Annotated in this window: 14 protein-coding genes; 11 read left to right on the top strand and 3 right to left on the bottom strand. The window is 56.0% G+C overall.

The genetic code is table 11. The features are described from left to right. The first annotated feature begins 18 nt into the window (after window positions 1-18). Genes AL01_RS03225 through AL01_RS03235 form a run of 3 tightly spaced genes read left to right on the top strand, consistent with a single transcriptional unit; the run spans window position 19 to window position 1,720 of the window. Window positions 19-342: a YbaB/EbfC family nucleoid-associated protein gene (locus AL01_RS03225; protein WP_077395948.1), complete on the top strand. Its 324-nt coding sequence runs from the start codon at window positions 19-21 to the stop codon at window positions 340-342. A gap of 26 nt (window positions 343-368) precedes the next feature. Then, window positions 369-965 (top strand): recombination mediator RecR, encoded by a 597-nt coding sequence (gene recR, locus AL01_RS03230; RefSeq protein ID WP_077395949.1) that lies wholly within the window; start codon window positions 369-371, stop codon window positions 963-965. A gap of 2 nt (window positions 966-967) precedes the next feature. Beyond that, complete coding sequence (locus AL01_RS03235; RefSeq protein ID WP_077395950.1) at window positions 968-1,720, top strand: SDR family oxidoreductase; 753 nt, start codon at window positions 968-970, stop codon at window positions 1,718-1,720. Here AL01_RS03235 and AL01_RS03240 read toward each other — a convergent pair. Together AL01_RS03240 and AL01_RS03245 are read right to left on the bottom strand one after the other, a co-directional pair. Beyond that, window positions 1,656-2,261 carry a hypothetical protein gene (locus tag AL01_RS03240; RefSeq protein WP_143280666.1) on the bottom strand — a complete coding sequence of 202 codons (606 nt, stop codon included), beginning with the start codon at window positions 2,259-2,261 and terminating at the stop codon, window positions 1,656-1,658. The two genes, AL01_RS03235 and AL01_RS03240, sit on opposite strands and share 65 nt — an antisense overlap. Window positions 2,262-2,352: 91 nt before the next feature. Beyond that, window positions 2,353-2,670, bottom strand: coding sequence for a TIGR02300 family protein (locus AL01_RS03245; protein ID WP_077396310.1), 318 nt, complete (start codon window positions 2,668-2,670; stop codon window positions 2,353-2,355). 223 nt (window positions 2,671-2,893) lie between these two features. Between AL01_RS03245 and aroA the strand changes: the two genes are divergently transcribed. From aroA to AL01_RS03275, 6 genes are all read left to right on the top strand, one after another. Further along, the gene (aroA, locus tag AL01_RS03250; RefSeq protein WP_077395954.1) at window positions 2,894-4,222 is read left to right on the top strand and encodes a 3-phosphoshikimate 1-carboxyvinyltransferase; all 1,329 of its coding nucleotides are present in this window, start codon (window positions 2,894-2,896) and stop codon (window positions 4,220-4,222) included. After that, window positions 4,219-4,872 (top strand): (d)CMP kinase, encoded by a 654-nt coding sequence (gene cmk / locus AL01_RS03255; RefSeq protein ID WP_077395956.1) that lies wholly within the window; start codon window positions 4,219-4,221, stop codon window positions 4,870-4,872. Before aroA ends, cmk begins: the two co-directional genes overlap by 4 nt. A 259-nt stretch (window positions 4,873-5,131) precedes the next feature. Then, complete coding sequence (gene rpsA / locus AL01_RS03260; protein WP_077395958.1) at window positions 5,132-6,841, top strand: 30S ribosomal protein S1; 1,710 nt, start codon at window positions 5,132-5,134, stop codon at window positions 6,839-6,841. A gap of 166 nt (window positions 6,842-7,007) precedes the next feature. After that, the gene (locus AL01_RS03265; protein ID WP_241502681.1) at window positions 7,008-10,445 is read left to right on the top strand and encodes a glycosyltransferase; all 3,438 of its coding nucleotides are present in this window, start codon (window positions 7,008-7,010) and stop codon (window positions 10,443-10,445) included. Between the two features lie 8 nt (window positions 10,446-10,453). Continuing rightward, window positions 10,454-13,462, top strand: coding sequence for a glycosyltransferase (locus AL01_RS03270; protein ID WP_077396312.1), 3,009 nt, complete (start codon window positions 10,454-10,456; stop codon window positions 13,460-13,462). A 32-nt stretch (window positions 13,463-13,494) separates the two neighbouring features. After that, entirely contained in the window at window positions 13,495-14,523 is a 1,029-nt protein-coding gene (locus AL01_RS03275; RefSeq protein WP_077395960.1) for a CgeB family protein, read from the top strand. Window positions 14,524-14,626: 103 nt separating this feature from the next. Here AL01_RS03275 and AL01_RS03280 read toward each other — a convergent pair whose 3' ends face one another. Continuing rightward, entirely contained in the window at window positions 14,627-17,374 is a 2,748-nt protein-coding gene (locus tag AL01_RS03280; RefSeq protein WP_077395962.1) for a M16 family metallopeptidase, read from the bottom strand. A 149-nt stretch (window positions 17,375-17,523) separates the two neighbouring features. On the opposite strand from AL01_RS03280, the gene AL01_RS03285 reads away from it, so the two are divergent. Next, the gene (locus AL01_RS03285) at window positions 17,524-18,054 is read left to right on the top strand and encodes a hypothetical protein (protein WP_077395964.1); all 531 of its coding nucleotides are present in this window, start codon (window positions 17,524-17,526) and stop codon (window positions 18,052-18,054) included. Continuing rightward, window positions 18,044-18,580: an MliC family protein gene (locus AL01_RS03290; protein WP_077395966.1), complete on the top strand. Its 537-nt coding sequence runs from the start codon at window positions 18,044-18,046 to the stop codon at window positions 18,578-18,580. Before AL01_RS03285 ends, AL01_RS03290 begins: the two co-directional genes overlap by 11 nt. Window positions 18,581-18,644 lie beyond the last annotated feature (64 nt).

Here is an 18,644-nt window from a genome sequence, read left to right on the forward strand (position 1 = left end):
TAACCAAGGAGTGACATAATGAAGAATCTTGCCGGTATGATGAAGCAGGCCACACAGATGCAGGCCCGCATGAAAGAGGCTCAGGCTGCGCTGGAATCCATGAAGGTTGATGGCGAAGCTGGCAACGGGCTTGTACGGCTGACACTGACGGGCAAGGGCGTGCTGACCGGTATCACCATTGATCCTAAGTTGGCTGATCCAGAGGATATGGAAACTTTGCAGGATTTGATTCTGGCTGCCTTTGCGGATGCCCGCAAAAAGACAGAAGCGATTAGTAAGGAAGAGATGAAGAAAGTCACTGGTGGCCTACAGCTGCCGCCGGGCATGGATATGCCTTTCTGAAGAGGACAAGGAAATAGGGGTCTGACGTGCGCATAAGTCCTGAAATTGAAGCTCTGATGTCTCGTCTGGCCCGCCTGCCTGGTCTTGGTCCTCGTTCGGCCCGCCGGGCAGCTCTGGCTCTGTTGCAGGCCCCGGAAACACGCCTTCAACCCCTGATAAACGCCATGCAGGAGGCGGCAAGGGCGATCCATACCTGCCCGCAGTGCGGCAATCTGGATAGCTGCACACCTTGTTCCCTTTGTGCAGACCCCCAGCGTGATTCCTCTGTCATCTGTGTGGTGGAGAGTGTGGGGGATCTTTGGGCGTTGGAGCGGGCCGGCATGCACCGTGGGCGGTATCAAGTGTTAGGTGGTGTCCTATCCGCTCTTTCTGGTTGCGGACCGGATGATCTCAATCTGACGGGTCTTATGGAGCGTATTCAGGCCGGTGGAGTAGAGGAAGTTATTCTTGCTCTTGGTGCTACGGTGGAGGGTGCGACCACGGCCCATTGGCTACAAGAAAAATTAGCCCCATATGAGGTAGCAGTAAGCCGTCTGGGGCATGGTGTCCCGATGGGGGGTGCGCTGGATGTGCTGGATGAAGGCACATTGGCTGCGGCTCTGTCGTCCAGAAAGGTTCTGTAAGCATGGTTGGTCTGTCGCCTCATATGCCCCGTGTTGCGCTGGTGACAGGCGGGGCACGTCGCCTTGGTCGTGCCATGGTGGAGATGTTAGCCCATGAAGGGTTTGCTGTTGCCATCCATTGCCGCCGTAGCCGTGATGAAGCTGATGCTTTGCTGCAGCACATTGGGGGGCGTGGTTGTGTCGTGCAGGCTGACCTTGCTGAGGAAACGGCTCTGTTGCCTATGCTGGCCGAGGTTGAGGCGCAGCTGGGGCCGGTCGGTGTCCTCATTAATAACGCATCTGTTTTCGAGCGGGACGAGCTGGGTGGCGTGACCCGCCAAAGCTGGGATGCGCATATGGAGCCGAACCTTCGGGCACCGTTCGTTCTCTCTCAGGCTGTGGCCAAATCGCTGCCAGAAGGTGCTGAGGGGCTGATTATCAATATGTTGGATCAGCGTGTCTGGAATCTAACCCCCCATTTCGTCAGCTATACTGTCTCCCGTTCCGCTTTATGGAGCCTGACTCGTAGCATGGCGTTGGGGATGGCTCCGCATATTAGGGTTAATGCTATCGGGCCGGGGCCGGTCCTGCCCGCAGAGGGGCAGTCTCTGGAGCATTTCGAGAGTATGTGCCGGAGTACGCCTCTTCAACGGGGAGCTTCTCCGGATGAGATTGCTGCTATTGCCCGTATGTTCCTGATGCTGCCCTCTATTACGGGCCAGATGCTGGCGCCTGATGGTGGTCAGCATTTGAACTGGTCGCCTGCGGCTTCCTGACATCAAGGGCGGCAGTCGTATAACGTTCAATCAGATAGGCAAAACCCTGTTCATCTGTCCTTCGGCGGAGGATGGCCCGATTTTCTAGGTCAATGCCGGGGGGAAGATTAGTGAAATGGCTACCTAACCTCTGGCGGATAAAGTTCTTTTCTCCAATGGCCTTGCCGAATGGTATGTGTGTGTTGGCCAATAGGTGGCGAGCCTGTGGTGTTAGGCGCTCGGGTAGGTACAGGTTCCATGCCTCCGATCGTACCTGCGATCCGCATAGGAGCTGAACGTGCCGGATTTCCAGCTGTGTCGTAGGAGGTACCTGTAAGGTCTGCCGGGCATCTCGTTGCAGAACAGGTGATGCGTGCCTGTCGAGCAATCTGGCCGTGATGAGCTGGGAGCAATGCTGCTGCAAAGCGGCAGTGGCACTGTCTCGCTGCTCCAGCTCATGAGCAAGGGCTGCCGGTGTGGAGGGGCGAGGCGTGATGCCGTGAGGGTTAGCCTGCCCGCTGTGGGCCTGCGCTGTTGTGCTGGCCAGTAAAAGGCCCGTCATACAGAAAAGCCGCATCCGGGTGGGGATGCGGCTCCTGCGAGGGGAGGAGCCCTGCCGAAAGCGGGGCCACTCCCTGCAAAGGGGGATGCCCTTATGAATCGTCCCGGTCATCTTTGTCGGTCGAGACTTCGATGTCCTGACTGATATCGTCATCATCATCCAGATCATTGTCATCGGAGATGACATCATCGTCATCACCGGTATCAATGTCCATATCGTCCTCATGCTCTTCCTGAGCGAGATTCTTATCTTTCTCGTCAGCGAGCTCGTCCTCTTTCTTCAGACGGGACAGATTGGTTGGCTGGGTTGTCCCACATTTTGGGCAGACAGCCGGTACGCGGTTGAGATCATAGAAGCGTGCATTACAGTCAACGCATGTCCGTTTCAGACCGAGTTCTGGTTTTGCCATAATGTTGGAGCCCATATTGCCACAGAATAGAAGTGTCTGGGCCATGCCACTGAAATGCCCCGCTGTCAAATATTTCTCTGTGTGGTGGCAGTGGGGGGAAGCCCCTCTTCGTGGCTCGTTCCTATCGGCAGAATTGCGACATGAAGGGGACAGACTTTTCCAGATGGATGGGGTAGTCTGGCCTAATTGTATGATCTTACCCTTGATGATGTGAAGCAGGATTATGACAGCACAGCGTCCCTTGACCGTCTCTTCCGCCCCGACTGGGCTGACCGGGCGGGTCCGTGTTCCCGGAGATAAATCTATAAGCCATCGTGCGTTGATGTTTGCTGCCCTTGCAGAGGGGCGGACACATATTTCCGGTCTGCTAGAAGGTGAGGATGTTCTGCGTACGGCAGAGGCTATGCGAGCCCTCGGTGCCAAGGTTGTGCAGAAGGATGGCCGCTGGATTGTGGATGGCTGCGGTGTAAATGGGCTGCAAGAGCCTGCCGATGTGTTGGATATGGGTAATTCTGGCACGGCAGCCCGTCTGCTGAGTGGTGTTCTGGCGACTCATCCTTTTATGAGCATTATGACGGGGGATGCTTCTCTGCGTGGTCGTCCGATGGGGCGGGTCAGTGTACCGTTGAGCGAGACAGGGGCACGATTCGTTACGCGTGCAGGACATAAGTTGCCGATGGCCGTAGAGGGCACGGGTAAGGGCAAGCCGCTGCATTACCGTCTCCCGGTGGCGTCAGCACAGGTTAAGTCTGCCATTCTTTTGGCTGGCCTGAATTGTGAAGGCGAAACGGTAGTAGAAGAACCTGCCCCAACCCGTGATCATACTGAAAATATGCTGCGTCATTTCGGTACAGAGGTGAAGGTTGAGGAGCTGCCCGAGGCTGGGCGTCGCATCACGTTGAAAGGGCCGGCCCGCCTTGTGGCGCAGGATGTGCTGGTACCGGGGGACCCATCATCAGCGGCTTTCCCAGTCGTGGCAGCTCTGCTCGTGCCGGGTTCGGAGATTGTTGTAGAGGCCGTGGGACAGAATCCACTGCGGACGGGTCTTTTCAAGACATTGAAGGAAATGGGGGCTTCTCTCGAGCTGCGTGATGAGCGCACCGAAGGTGGCGAGGTTATCGGAGACTTGCATGTCCGTGCGGGACGGCTGAAGGCTGTGGATGTGCCTGCTGTGCGTGTGCCTTCCATGATTGATGAATATCCGGTTTTGGCCGTTGCTTGTGCTTTTGCAGAAGGAACATCTCGCCTGCGTGGTCTTGCCGAGTTGCGGGTAAAGGAGAGTGACCGTCTGGCCTCTACCGTGGCTTTGCTGGAGGCTAATGGTGCTAAAGTGCATGTCGAAGGAGATGATTTGATTATTGAAGGGCAGAAGAGCTTGCCCGGTGGCGGGAAGGTCCAAACCCATATGGATCACCGTCTGGCCATGAGTGCTACCGTGCTAGGGCTTGCGGCTGAACAGCCGGTCCATATTGACGATACAGCGTTTATCGAGACCAGCTTCCCCGGATTCGTGTCGCTGATGAACACACTTGGAGCGGGGCTGAAGCCATGAGCAAGCGGAGCGCAAAATATCCAGTTATCGCTATTGATGGCCCTGCTGCTGCAGGGAAGGGTACGTTAGCTCGTCAGTTGGCGGAGGTGCTGGAGCTTCCCTATCTGGACACGGGGCTTCTTTATCGGGCTGTTGCCCGTCGGGTACTGGACCGGGGGGGAGACCCAGCTCATGACGGGCCAGAACAAGCCCGCCAGCTTGTGCCAGAAGATATGCGCCGGAATGATTTGCGGGAGCCGGAGGTAGATCAAGCGGCTTCCATTGTGGCCCGTCATCCGGAGGTCCGGGCGGCCTTGTTGGAGCGGCAGCGTCATTTCGGGCGTGCCCGTGGGGCCGTAGTAGATGGTCGTGACATTGGCACAGTTGTGTTCCCGGATGCGCCGGCTAAGTTCTTCATCACGGCCTCACCGGAGGTTCGGGCGCAGCGGCGGTATGAGCAGCGTCATGGGCAGCCATGCACAGACCCAACCAGGTTGGCTGAGGAGGTCGCCGCCATCAATACACGGGATGAACAGGACGCTGCCCGCGCCGCTGCGCCGCTGCGGCCTGCCGAAGATGCCGTGATGGTCGTCACGGACGATCTCGATGCGGCTGGTGTGCTGGAGCATGTCTGCCAAATTCTACAGGAAAAGGGCATCATCCGGCGCTGATTTTCATATCTTCGCTGTTGACAGTTCCCCCTTTATGCGTGTTGGTGAGGGAAGCGTGATGTCGTACAGCCCACGGCATTACGAATTCTCTACCATAGGGTAGGGAATATATGATTTATGATGACTTCCGCTTCGGGCTGTGGGGCTGGGAGGAGACGGCACTTTTTGTTGATCCACCCTAGAGGTTGTGGGTTTAAAAAGTGGCGCATGGCTGGGTGTCGGGCCTATAGGCTGCGGCACTCTGGAATGCTGGAAATACATGGCTTCTGCCACTCAGAATACACCGGAACACGGTAAAGAAGATTTTGCTGCTCTGCTGGATGAAACACTGGGCAGCGACAGTGCGTTTGACGGTACCGTTGTCCGCGGTCGTGTCATCCGCCTGACGGACGATCACGCTATTGTCGATGTTGGCCTGAAGAGCGAGGGCCGCGTGGCTCTGCGTGAGTTCGGTCCTGCTGGCACAACCCCGGATGTGAAGCCGGGTGATGTGTTTGAACTGTTCATCGAGCGTTACGAGGACCGTGACGGTTCCATCGTGCTGTCTCGTGAGAAGGCCCGTCGTGAAGAGGCATGGACCGCTCTGGAGAGCGCCTTTGCACATAACCAGCGTGTCAACGGCACGATCTATGGTCGTGTGAAGGGTGGCTTCACGGTTGATCTGGGTGGCGCTATGGCCTTCCTGCCGGGCAGCCAGGTTGATATCCGCCCCGTGCGTGATGTCGGGCCGCTGATGGGTCAGCCGCAGCCGTTCCAGATCCTGAAGATGGACCGTGCCCGTGGCAACATCGTTGTGTCCCGTCGTGCCGTTCTGGAAGAGACCCGTGCTGAGCAGCGTTCTGAGCTGATCCAGGGCCTGAAGGAAGGTATGATCCTCGACGGCGTCGTCAAGAACATCACCGACTACGGTGCGTTCGTTGACCTCGGCGGCGTTGATGGCCTGCTGCATGTCACCGATATCGCTTGGAAGCGCATCAACCATCCGTCTGAAGCTCTTCAGATCGGCCAGCCTGTCCGCGTGCAGGTGATCCGCTTCAACTCCGATACACAGCGTATCTCTCTGGGCATGAAGCAGCTTGAGGCTGATCCGTGGGAGAACGTGGCCGTTAAGTATCCGGTCAATGCTCGCTTCACGGGCCGCGTGACCAACATTACGGATTACGGTGCATTCGTTGAGCTGGAGCCGGGCGTTGAAGGTCTGGTCCATGTTTCCGAAATGTCCTGGACGAAGAAGAACGTCCATCCGGGCAAGATCGTGGCTACTTCTCAGGAAGTTGAAGTCATGGTTCTGGATGTGGACAGCGCAAAGCGTCGTATTTCTCTGGGTCTGAAGCAGGTTCAGCGCAATCCGTGGGAGCAGTTCGCTGAAGAGCACAAGGTTGGCTCTGTCATCGAAGGCGAGATCCGCAACATCACCGAGTTCGGTCTGTTCATCGGTCTGTCCGCTGACATCGACGGCATGGTTCACATGTCTGACCTGTCTTGGGATGAGTCCGGCGAAGAAGTCATGAAGCGCTACGAGAAGGGTCAGGTTGTTCAGGCCAAGGTTCTCGACGTGGATGCCGAGAAAGAGCGTATCTCTCTGGGTATCAAGCAGCTTCAGGAAGACCCGGCTGCCGATGTGCTGGACCGCATCAACAAGGGTGATGTTGTCACCTGCGTTGTGACGGCTGTTCAGAGCAACGGGATTGAGGTCAAGGTTGATGACGTTCTGACAGGCTTCATCCGCCGTGGTGAGCTGGCCCGTGACAAGAGCGAGCAGCGTCCGGAACGCTTCGCTGTTGGCGAGAAGGTCGATGCCAAGGTTGTCGGTCTGGATCGTTCCTCCCGTAAGCTGTCCCTGACGATTCGTGGCCGTGAGGTCGAGGAAGACAAGCAGGCGATCAGCGAGTACGGTTCTTCCGACTCTGGTGCTTCTCTTGGTGATATTCTGGGTGCGGCTATTCGTCGTCGCACTTCTGAAGATTGAGAGGTGCAGCCTAGATTATGGGGAAAATTTTAATATTTTCTTGATGATTTAGGGTGGTAAAAGGGCGGCCAATGGGTCGCCCTTTTATCGTTTTGTAAGGGCGACCTTAACATTTTGTTGGGGTTGTGTACTGAATGGGTTCGTTTTTTGTAAGTAAGTTGTTATCATGGCCCGTCTGCGCAGTCGGCTGCAAGATGGGTTCTCTCTAAAAGATTTAGGGCTAGCAATGGCGATCATTTACAACACAAATTATACCCATAACCCGAATGCCTACCTGACATTGGCAATACAGCGTGCAGCGGAAGAGCTGTTCGGGAAAGAGAACATCCTTGTTGCTGATAATCTGAGTTTGGCAAGTGCTGCGGCTTCCGGTCAGCACGACACGCTGCTGTGCATTGATGGGCAGCGCATTAATCAGGCTTTGATCCGCCGTGTACGGCCTGCTTTTAAGACCGTGATTCTCTGGACGTTTGAAGACCCCTTCATGCAGGAGGTAAACGCCCAGCTCGCCCCGCTGTTCGACTATATTTTCACTAATGATCCTGCTTCTGTACCGGTTTACCAAGGTAAGGGGCATTATCTGCCACTAGCCGCAAGCCCGAGTCTGCATGAACGGCCTGTGCTGAATGCTGCAGATTGTGAGTATGATCTGTTCTTTGCTGGCACGATGTGGCCTAACCGTGTGCGTACCCTGCGGCGTGTGCTGGCTAGCTTCCCCGATGTGCGGCTGAAGCTTGTCTGCCCGGGGAATGAGTATCTGCCACCTCTGCCGGATGATATTGCTGCACTGGCCCTTCAGAGGCCTGTCAGCCATGAAGCCTTTATTGATTTTGCAAATGTCAGTGCCGTGACGCTGACAATGTTCCGAGACTATGCCAGCCATGGCGATGTCAGCCAGGCCACAGCACCGGGCCCACGCTATTTTGAGCTCGGTTTGGCGGGAACAGCACAGGTTGTTGAAGTCGCTCCGGGTATGGATGTCGAACACTTTAAGAGTGTGGAAGGCGTCCATCTGGCCTATGATGACGATGAAGTCGTGGAGCATATTGCCCGCTTGCTTAATGACCGCAAGCTGCGGCAGGATTCTGCCCGTGCGGCGCAGAAGTCGGTCATCGGGCGGCATCTTTATGCCCATCGTTTGCAGGTCATTCGTAAGATTACGCAGGCGGAGTTCAAACGTCATGCGCCGGCCAATGTGGTGCCAACCCCACGGCGTGACCGCCTGCGGGTGCTGATGTGCACTCACTCCACCATTCATGAGCAGGTCTGGGGTGGGGTCGAGGTTTATCAGCGGGAGCTTTGCTCCTTCCTTGGCCGGGATGTGGAGTTCTTCTTCTGGCTGCGGCGGGGGACAAGCTGCCGTCTTCTCTCCGCCAACGGGCACGAGTTGGAGCGTTTTGACGTTGCCGAACGTAGCTGGGATGATGTTGTCTGCGATGCGCAGGAAGAAACGGTATTCTCCAGTGTGCTGGGCCAGTACAATATCGACATTGTCCACTTCCAGCACCTTGGGCATCATGCCCTGTCACTGCCACTCATTGCCAAGGCAGGCGGGGTGGGCGTCCTATTCTCGGCACATGATTTCTGGCTGGTATCGTCCCGTTATAACCTGTTGAATCAGGAAATGCGTCATGTGGAAGATCAGTTCAAATCTGTTCTAGCCATGGATATCATGCTGAAGCAGGCCGAAGGGGTTGAGTATGGCGGGGAACAGACACGCCGTGCCTTCATCGACCGGATGCTGCATCATGTTGATGCCATTATGTTTGGTACCACTCATTCTCGGGACTTCATGCACCAGATCTACCCTGTCCTAGATAGGAAGATCAGTCTGGTTAACGGGATCCCAAGCCCTGATGTAACGGTGCCGGTCATCCCCAATACGTATGCGCCTCTCGGGGAACGTCCGCTGGGTGTAGCCATTGTTGGCAATTTTGCCCGGACCAAGGGAGCAGATACCATTCTCTCCCTCATCGAGGCGGCCCATCCGGATCACTTCCATTTCCATATTTTGGGTTATGTCCATCCAGACTATCAGCCAGTGCTAAACAACCTGAATCGTGCGAATGTGACGGTTCATGGGCGGTATGACATTGGGAATACGGATGTCATGAAACAGGCCGATGTGGCTCTGTTCTTGTCCATATGGCCCGAGACCTATTGCATCTCCCTGTCTGAGGCATGGCAGTATGGGCTTGTGCCCATCGTCACGGAAATCGGCGCACTGGATGACCGGGTGACGGATAGCGTCAACGGCTTCAAGGTGCCAGTTGGTCGGCCGGATGTCGTGTTGGAACGGCTGGAGCTTCTGCGTTCCTCCGAAGATATTCGTCAGAAGATGATGAAGGCCATTACACCTGACCTCTGGACGCATGAAGGTGAATACGCTGCTGGGCTGTTCAAGCTGTATCAGAGCTTGGCACCGAAGCGTCTGCTTGGCGTGTCCGATCTTATGTTGGATGCTGGACAGCTTGGTATTCTGCCCATAGCGTCTTGGAAGAATCAGGCTCCGCCTCGGCATATTTTCGATCCGCCGCTGGTGCGGGACTTGGCTATCAGCCTGCCGACACATATCAACGACTGGTTCGCCATTCAGGGTGCTAATTGCTACTTGGATGACATCTGCCACCATGTTCTTGTCGAGGGTGCAGAGAAGACATTCAGACCGGCTGATGAGTTCCATCTTCGTGGTTGGTTGTTCCTCCCCAGCATCACGACAGCGGGACAGCTGCATGTTGTGCTGATCAGCGAGGATGAGCAGAATCCGTTGATCTTCTTGAAGAGCGAGCGGGAAAGCCGAGGGGATATTTGTGAGCTGTTTGGTGCCGATGTGCCGCGGCGTTCGGGCTTCTCGGTCAAGGCGGCTCTGCGTGGTAAATGGTGTGAAGGGTGGTACCGGATCGGTATCGTCAACTCCATCAACGGCCGTGGGGCGTTCCAGCTTCTTTCCTATGGTCTGGAGGTTGAAGGTAGCAAGGTCAGGAGCATCCGGTCGTTCAAACCGAGTAATGATACGATCCTGAGCGACTTCTACCGGGTTGTGAATAATGACAACGTGTTGCGTGGTGTGCCGTTGACTCGCTTCCCGCGGGGTCGCCTGTTTGCTCAGGAGCATGGAACGCAGTTTTACTTCTTCGATCGTCTGGAATTGCTGACAGCCGATGAGGGTAAAGATCAGGGTATCTCACCAGAAGATGTAGGTGGCGTTGCTGTTCGAGGCTGGAGCTTCATGGCGGGGCAGGGCCGCTCCGGTACGGTTTATGCTGCCCTCGTTGGGGCAGAGACGGATGAGATCGTCTTGTTTGCCATGTCCCGCTTCGCACGGGATGACGTGCGGACAGCCCATAATGATGCGCCGCTTTGCTCTGGGTTTGAGGGGATGTTGAGACCATGGAAGGGGCGGGTCCGCCCAATGTCTGGTGTCTGGCATCTGGCCTTGGTGAACATCGTTGGGGAGTTGTTCGGCACGGTTGTGACGGATGTCTGCATGGAGATGGAAGGCGGACGCTGTCGGACGCTGTATCGTGAAATGCCAACAGACGAACAGCAGGAGCGTATCCGGCGGTTGGTGCTAGATTTGTCTCACCGTCAATCTAGGCAATGAGTTCCGTCATGACGGAGATGAAAACTGGTTCATCGGGGGATGTATCCCCCCGGTGGCTGGCGTTTCAACCAGAATGGTACTTACTGCGCTATCCTGATGCGCAGGAGCTGATGTTTCAGCATGGTTATGATGATCCGCAGCGTTTTTACGAAGATATAGGCTGCCATAGGGGGCATTCGCCCAACCGGTATTTCGATGAAATCTGGTACAGGCAGGCCTACCCGGAGGTCCGGCGTGGCCTGCTGGAAAAACGCTGGAAGTCCGGCTTCGAGCATTATTGTGCGGAAGGGTATCACCGTCTGTCACCGCACTGGCTGTTTGATGAGGTGGCTTACCGCCGCCGGTATATGGAGCTAACAGACCGGTATTTAGCAGAACGTGGCTTCCGCAATGGGTATGATCATTATCTCTCCTATGGCGAGATGCATGGTTTCCGGGCGGGGCCTTTTGTTGATGTCGTCCTGCTTCAGAAAATGGCAGAGCGCTACGAGGAATGGTTTGGCTCGGAGGGGCTACTAGCCTCGTGGTTGGCTCTGCCTTCTCACATTGTGGATGCTGAACCGATCTCGTGGTACTTTGATGCTTCGTGGTATCTGAAGACGTATCCGCAGGTGCAGGAGGCTATTGATGCCGGCGAGTACGGCAACGCACTGCATCATTATCTGACCAACCCGACACCGGATGCGTTCAGTCCGTCCGCTTGGTTTGATGAAGCCTATTACCGTAGGACATCACCGGATATTCTGCCCTCCGTAGGGGCTAATGGATTGCGGAATGGGTATGAACATTTCGTCCTCTTCGGTGCGCATGAGGGGCGTTCCCCCGCAGAAGGGATTGATCTCGTCTCTTACAAGAGGCATCCGCTTGTTTGGTCGGATTGTGAGGGAGGGGTGTATGATAGTCCCTTCGCTCGTCTGGTAGCGGAAAAGAATGGTCAGGCCGTGCCAGTGGAGCATGAAGAGTCACTGCCTGATGAGGAACAGACACGCCAGCTTTTTCGGGATGATGCGGCCCTGTATCTTCCCGCTCTGGCACGTCGGAAGCTGGACTTCCGTGTGCGTGGCATGGCGGAGGTCAGCGTCATTATGGTCGTGCATGATCAGATCGACCTGACCCTTCAGGCTCTGGCATCTCTGCGGGCTGGGTATGATGGGGCGATCCAGCTGATCCTTGTGGATTCAGGCTCCCGTGATGAGACATCCGGGCTGGAGCAGCTTGTCGAGGGAGCGATCATCCTTCGGCACAAGGTGAATATCGGTTATCTGCTGGGCTGTAACGAGGCATTGGCCCATGTTACGGCGCCGGTCGTCCTCTATCTAAATAACGATGTACGGCTTTACCCTGATGCTCTGCATCATGCTTTGAAGCGTCTGTATCGCCTTGATACAACCGGTGCGGTAGCTGCCCGGTTGGTACGGACTAATCTGTACCTTCAGGAGGCAGGGTCCATCATCTGGCGGGACGGGGCAACTTACGGGTACCGGCGGCAGGATGACCCCAATATTCCGGAGGCTAGTTTCAGCAGGGAGGTCGATTACGGATCGGCGGCTTTCCTGTTGGTTAGGACGGGGCTTCTACGGCGGCTGGGCGGGTATGATACTCGATACTGGCCTGCCTATTTCGAGGATACGGACCTGTGCGTCCGGCTTCAGAAGATTGGGGCACGGATCGTTTATGAACCCCTAGCCATGGTCGAGCACTTAGAGTTTGGCAGTTCTGGGCAGAGTGGGTCTCATCAGCTGATTCAGCGGCACTGGAAGGTCTTTGCCCAGCAGCATCAGGAGTTTCTCCGGCAGCAGCAGCCTCAGCATATCCGTAATGCTCTGCTGGGGCGTGAGCGACGCCGACCAGAGCGCCAGCGTGTCCTACTGATTGAGGACCGGATTCCCTTGCGGGGTCTGGGGTCTGGTTATGTGCGGTCCAATGATATTGTCCGTGCGCTTGTAGCGCTGGATTATCATGTGACGGTCTTCCCCGTTATGCGGGAACAGACGCCGCCCTTCCTGCTTTATCGGGACTTCCCGGAGGAAGTGGAGCTGGTTTTCAATCAGGATATGTCCACCCTGCCGGCATTTTTGGAGGAACGGGCCGGATACTATGACCTGCTCTGGGTGGGGCGGACTCATAACATGGCCCGTCTCTTGCCTTTGTTGAATGAGGCAAGTCGCTTCCTGCCGCATTGCGGGTCTGTTCTGGATACGGAGGTCGTGGCGGCCCCAAGAACCCTTCTTCAGCAGCGTGTGACAGGTCTTATGGCCGATGGTAGCCCGGCACCAGAACTGACAGCGCAGGAGTGGGCGGCGGAGCAGGATAAATTGCTGGCGGAGGAGTTGCGCTGCGCCCATTACTGCCAGCAGATCGTGGCCGTGACCGAGCATGATGCCGATCTGATTCGTCAGGCAGGCTATCCTAATGTGATGGTCCTGGGGCATGGCATGGCGGTTAGACCAACCCCCCGGCCTTATGGGGAGCGGCGAGACATTCTTTTCTTGGGAGCTTTCCATAGTGAGGCATCTCCCAATTATGATAGTATGAAATGGTTTGTTGAGGAGGTATTACCCCTCATCAAGGCTCTACCGGAGGGTGTGTGCCTGCACATTGCGGGCTATGTTCACCCAGCGGTGGATATGACCCCGCTTGGGCAGCATGATCGTGTCGAGATTCTGGGGCCGGTGGATGATTTGGATGCCCTATTTGACCGGTACCGGGTGTTTGTGGCACCGACACGTTTTGCTGGTGGGTTGCCATTTAAGGTCCATGAGGCTGCTGCTCGGGGGCTGCCCATGGTCGTAACAGACCTGCTCCGGGAGGAGGTAGGCTGGCAGGCTGGGGAAAGCCTGTTGAGCGCATCCGGAGCCGATCCGGCAGGTTTTGCCGCAGCTGTGGAGCAGCTGTATGGCGATGAAACACTCTGGCAGAGTATCCGCCAGTCTGCTCTGGAGGCTGTGAAGCGGGATACCGACCTAGAGGATTTCAGACACAAATTGAAACAGATTGTGGATGCCTCCCTGAACTGACATAGGGCAAGGCGTTGTGGGGGGAGTGACAGATGAGCGCAGGTGAAGGGCAGACCGCCGTGAAGAACAATCGGAAAAAAAACAAAGTGAGCAGAAAAGAACAGAAGGTTCTACTTTGCAGTGGTGGCCGTTACGAGAGCCATGCCAATGCTCAGGTGCGCGCAACCATCGTGGAGGGGTTGGAAAACTGCTTTGGCAAAGGGAATGTGATTTCCGTCCATGTGACGGCAGCCGCCTCTGCCATTCAGACGTTGCGCCCGGCCCTTGTTTTTGCCTCAGGGTCCTATTTGCCAGAGAGTACCTATTTTGGTGAGGTATCACGGGCTGCGAAGAAAGTCGGTGCTGTGACGACCTTCTGGGCCACGGAAGACCCTTATGAGCAGGATGCGCATTACCAGATCGCCAACGATTTTGATGTGATCTTCTCCTGCGATCGCTGGGGGCATAATTTCTACCAGCGGGATCGGGTGTTTCATCTGCCGCTGGGTGCCTGCCCGAAGCAGCATTATGTGCCGATCGACCAGCAGGTAGAAAAAACCATTGATGTGCTCTTCTGCGGTGTGGCTTTCAGTTCCCGTAAGGAAGTTGTACGCAACCTTATGCCTGTGCTTCAGCAGCTTAATATCCGTATCATCGGGCCGGGCTGGGGCGAGATGGGTGTGGGTTTCTCCGATGCTCGGATTGAAAAGCAGCAGCTCATCGAACTGTATAGTCGCTCACGCATTGTGCTGAATTTGGGGCGGTCTCTGCATTTTGAAAATAAACGCTTCATGATCTCCCCTTCCACACCGGGGCCACGTACATTTGAGGCTGCTGCGGCTGGGGCGTTTCAGGTCTTCCATGAAGAAACTCACGAATTACGGCGCTACTATAGTGCGGATGAGATTCCGATCTTCTCCAACCGTGATGATTTTGAGCAGATCGTGAATCGTTATCTCCGGGATGATGATTTGCGTTTTGAGATGGCCAAAAAGGCGCAGGAACGGACCATGCGGGAACATCTGTACGGCAACCGTATTGCACAGGCTGTAGACTATCTGATGGAAGAAAAGCTGCTCTGATAGAGCCGTTGTGATGGATGGAAAAAAGGGCACCCTTTTTAGGGTGCCCTTTTTGTTTCAGGGTTTTTATTCCCTGCCATAGCGGCACGGCAGGGAATAAAGTTCATTTTGCAGGTGCAGGGCCCATGATGATGCGGGCCATGTCCGCCGGGCGTATCCATTGGGCAAAGGCCTTCTGCACGTCTGTAGCCGTCATGTCATAGACAGCCTTGGCGGCTCTGTCTGGGTTATCCAAAGGTAGGTCTAGGTCAATGAGGGAGAGCCAGAGTTCTGCAAGGGAATCAAAGCTGGCCCGGCTCATCGGGAAACTGCGGAGCAAGGTGGCTTTGGCGAGGTCTAGCGTCTCGGCAGAAACAGGCTTTGTTCTCAGCCGGTTTAGGTCTTTTATAGCAAGGGCCTGCGCAGCGGGCACCTTGGCGGGGTCTGCTCCGAAAGTAATGGAGAAACTGCTGCGTGTGCGGCTGTAATTCAGGCTGCTGCCAACCCCATAGACATACCCGGTGCGGACACGGAGGTCCTGCATTAGAAGGGAGGAGAAGCCGTCTCCCAGAATGGTATTACCCACTGCCAGAGCGTGACGGTCTGGGTTGGTAATGGTTAGGTTTAGTGTTTCCGTAAGGGTCACTTTGTCCTGAGAGCGTCCTGGGTCGGCAATGACAGCCTTACTAGCCCGGCTGGGCGGAATTGGTGCAAGATCAACCTGTGGCGTAGGGCCTGTGGCCTGCCAGCCCCCGAAGGCGGCTGTGATCTTCTGCGTGGCTTCCTCCGGTGTGATATCGCCTATAATGACGATGGTCGTCAGGTCCGGCCGGTAGGTATTCCGGTAATAGGCATTCACATCGTTGAGTGTAAGGGCACGGATGCTCTCTGGTGTTGCCTCACGTAGGGTAGGGTCCTTCGCCGGGACAAGAGCTTTTTTGATGGCTCGGCCAAAATGATAGGCTGGAGACTGGAGCGTGCCTTTCTGGCTGCGAGCTTCTTGCTCCCGTGTGATGGCGAAGGCGCTAGAGGGGAATGCTGGGTGCAGCTCATGTTCTGCCAGAAGGGATAGGCCGGTACCGAAGGACTCCGTTAGGGTGCTGAGGCTGAAGCTGCTGCCGGCTTCCTCTTCAGCGGAAATGTCATCAAGAGCGCGGGCTAGAGCCAGTCGGTCATGCTGGGTGCTGCCGTAGAGGAAGAGCCGGTCCGTCAGAGAGGCAACGCCTTCCTTCCCCAAGGGCTGTTCCAGCGCAGGGTTCTGGCGGATAGTGCCATATAGTTCGATTGTGTGGCTTACATGTTCGGGCTGGACGATAAGCCGCAGGCCATTGGGAAGTGTTGTTGCATAAGGCTGGGGCGAGGCTGCTGGTAGGGTCAGGCGGGCAAGGGCCTGTTCTGCCCAATCTGGCAGAGTGACATGCTCTTTGGGTGGGTTGGTGAAGGATTCTGCCCCGCCAAAGCCTTTATCAGCCAGTGGCTTGCCCGAGTTGCTAGGCGTTAGTGTTGCGCTGATGGCGTGGCTGGGGTCTAGCCATTCCCGTGCCAGAGCATCGACATCCGCTTTGGTGACCTTTTGGAAGGCGTGGATTATGTCACGAGGGTTGTTCAGATGCTGGATGGCGACAGCCTGAGACCAGCTTTCTGCCTGCCCGCTGATGCTGTTGGCATTGAACTCCAGTGCAGCAATTTCCCTGCGCCGGGCGGCCTCAATGAGGTCTGCCGGGAGGCCGGTGGAACGGTAATGCTCCAGAATGGCTGCCATATTGACCCGGACAGGGGTTGGATTGCCGCCCTGTGGGAACACGGCATAGGCTGTGGCAATACCGCCCTGCGCCTCTGGCGCATACATGAAGCCAGTTTCCAGTGCCTTGCCTTGTGGTACGAGGGCAAATAGATCAGCCCGCTGGCTGGCGAGTACATCCGCCAGAAGGGTTGCAGCCGCATAGCGGGGATCACGCTGGCCGGGCATTTGCCATGCCAGTGTGACCAACCCAGCCGGGAGGTCTGTTGGCAGGGAGAGTTCCCGATGGACAACGGGTTTAGGGGTGACATCTGGGCGAGTTGGAAGAGGCCGAGAGGGCAGGGCACCGAAGGCGGCTTCAACCTTCTTCAGTGTTTCGGTCGGGTCTACATCCCCGGTGATGACCAGCACGGCATTATTAGGGGCATACCAGCTTTCATAGAACTGACGGAGCTGGTCGACTGTCGTGGCATCGAAGGAGGGACGACTACCCAGAGCATCAGCTTCGTAAGGTGTATCCTTGTAGAGCAGCCCCCGCACCTGCGAGAGATAACGGTAGATCGGGCTGGAAAGGTCTCGGGAGACTTCCTGCTCGATGGCACCGCGCTCATGAGCCCATTCGTCCTTGCTGAGGGTCAGACCTTCCATTCGGCCTGCTTCAATACGTAGAAGAATGTCGAGATCACTGGCTGGAGCTGTGAAGTAATATTGTGTGACGTCCGCCGTGGTATCGGCATTGTCGTTATTACCCAGCCGTGCGCTGAGTGTAGCTAGCTGGTCCCGGCTGAGAGTTTTGGAACCATTGAACATCATATGTTCAAGAGCATGGGCCGTGCCGGGGAAGCCCTTGGGCGCATCGACAGACCCGACCTCGTAATTCATCATCGTCTGCACGACCGGGGCCAAATGATTCTGGACGATGATGACACGCAGGCCGTTTTTCAATGTGGCCCGGGTGACGCCTTCCTCATCGGATGTGCTGAGTATGGCAGATGGGGCGGGGGCCGCAGGGCTGGGCGTAGCAGCAGGCTGGGGAGCCGTGTCAGCCAGAGCGGGCAGAGCCGTGAGGCTAGTGGTCAGAAGAGTGACCGCAAGCAGGGCTGGACGGAACAGTGAAGCGGGTAAAGCCATGAGGGCTGCGCATCCTTTCAGCAGAGGAAGGTGTCTGTCGTCTGTTTTCAGTATGCCGGTGACATATCGTCAAGGGGGCGTGTTCTGTTATAGTCCCGGTCAGGGCAGATTGTGCCAAGTGGGCATGATACCAGAGAAAAGGAGACAGGATGAAGGAGGGGTTTCTTCAGGCACTGGATGATTTCATTCTGGACAGGCTGTTCCAGCCCATTGCAGACCGTATGCCTGAACCCATATCGGCTTGGAGTATTGGCATCAATTTTGAGCTTGGTTCCGTCATCCTACAGGTTGCCTGCCTTTTTGCACCATTGTTGATTTATGGAGCCTCCATCAGCGAGAGTGTGCAGTCCGTTCTGGTGCTTCTGTGCAGTATTGTGCTGTTCATTGGGTTCCAGCGGTTCCGCCCTTTGGTGCAGTCCAATACGCTTAACCCTCTGCGCCCATTGATGCGTAGTTTGCGGCTGATTTGTCTGGCTTTTCTTATCTACGAAACCATATCCGTTTTTATATCTCCTTCCTCTCCCACCACATGGCTTTGGAGCCGTCTGGGCCTGCTTTCGCAGCTAGCTTTTGTAACGGGGTTATATTTCATGGCTTGCCAGCCTCGCCCACCAAGAGAAGAGCGCAGGGCTGAGAAACGTCTTGCTGAACTGAGGGGAGTTGCGACTGATGGTATTTGATCGGTTGAAAGTGGTGTCTATGTGTGGGCTGGTATTGGCGGTGGCCTGCTCTGGTGGAGAAAAGGCACAGGCAGAGGAGAGTGCTGCCAGTCAGCCCCAGCAGGCTACGCACGCCCAGCCTGTATCCCCTCGCCAGAAGGCTGCTTCGACACATAAAACAGGTAATCATCTTCTGATTCCCCTTCCGGCTGATGAGATCGTAGGGCGGCAGGATGTTGATTACACATGTAGTCTGGACGAGAAAAAGGCGGGAGATGATGTCCGGTCCCTGCGGACCTCCCTACCTGCGGGTCGCTTTACGGTCACCTATCTGAGTGCGGATATTATGGCTCTGGCCGTCCTGCCCGTGGATGGACGGGTGATGGTCTTTGCTAATGTCGTAGCGGGTGATGGGGCTAAATATGTAGGCGATCGCTACAGCTGGTGGGCTAAGGGTGATGAGGTCACGTTCGCTCGGGAGGACAAAGAAGGCGTGTCCTTTGCCTGCCATGTTGTGCCTACTGCTGGGGCACCTGCGGCTCATTGAACTAACAGATTGAATGGTTAGGGATGATACAGAAAAGGGCTCCCCAGTGAGGGAGCCCTTTTCA

The sequence above is a fragment of the Bombella intestini genome (genome assembly GCF_002003665.1).
GTDB lineage: Bacteria > Pseudomonadota > Alphaproteobacteria > Acetobacterales > Acetobacteraceae > Bombella > Bombella intestini.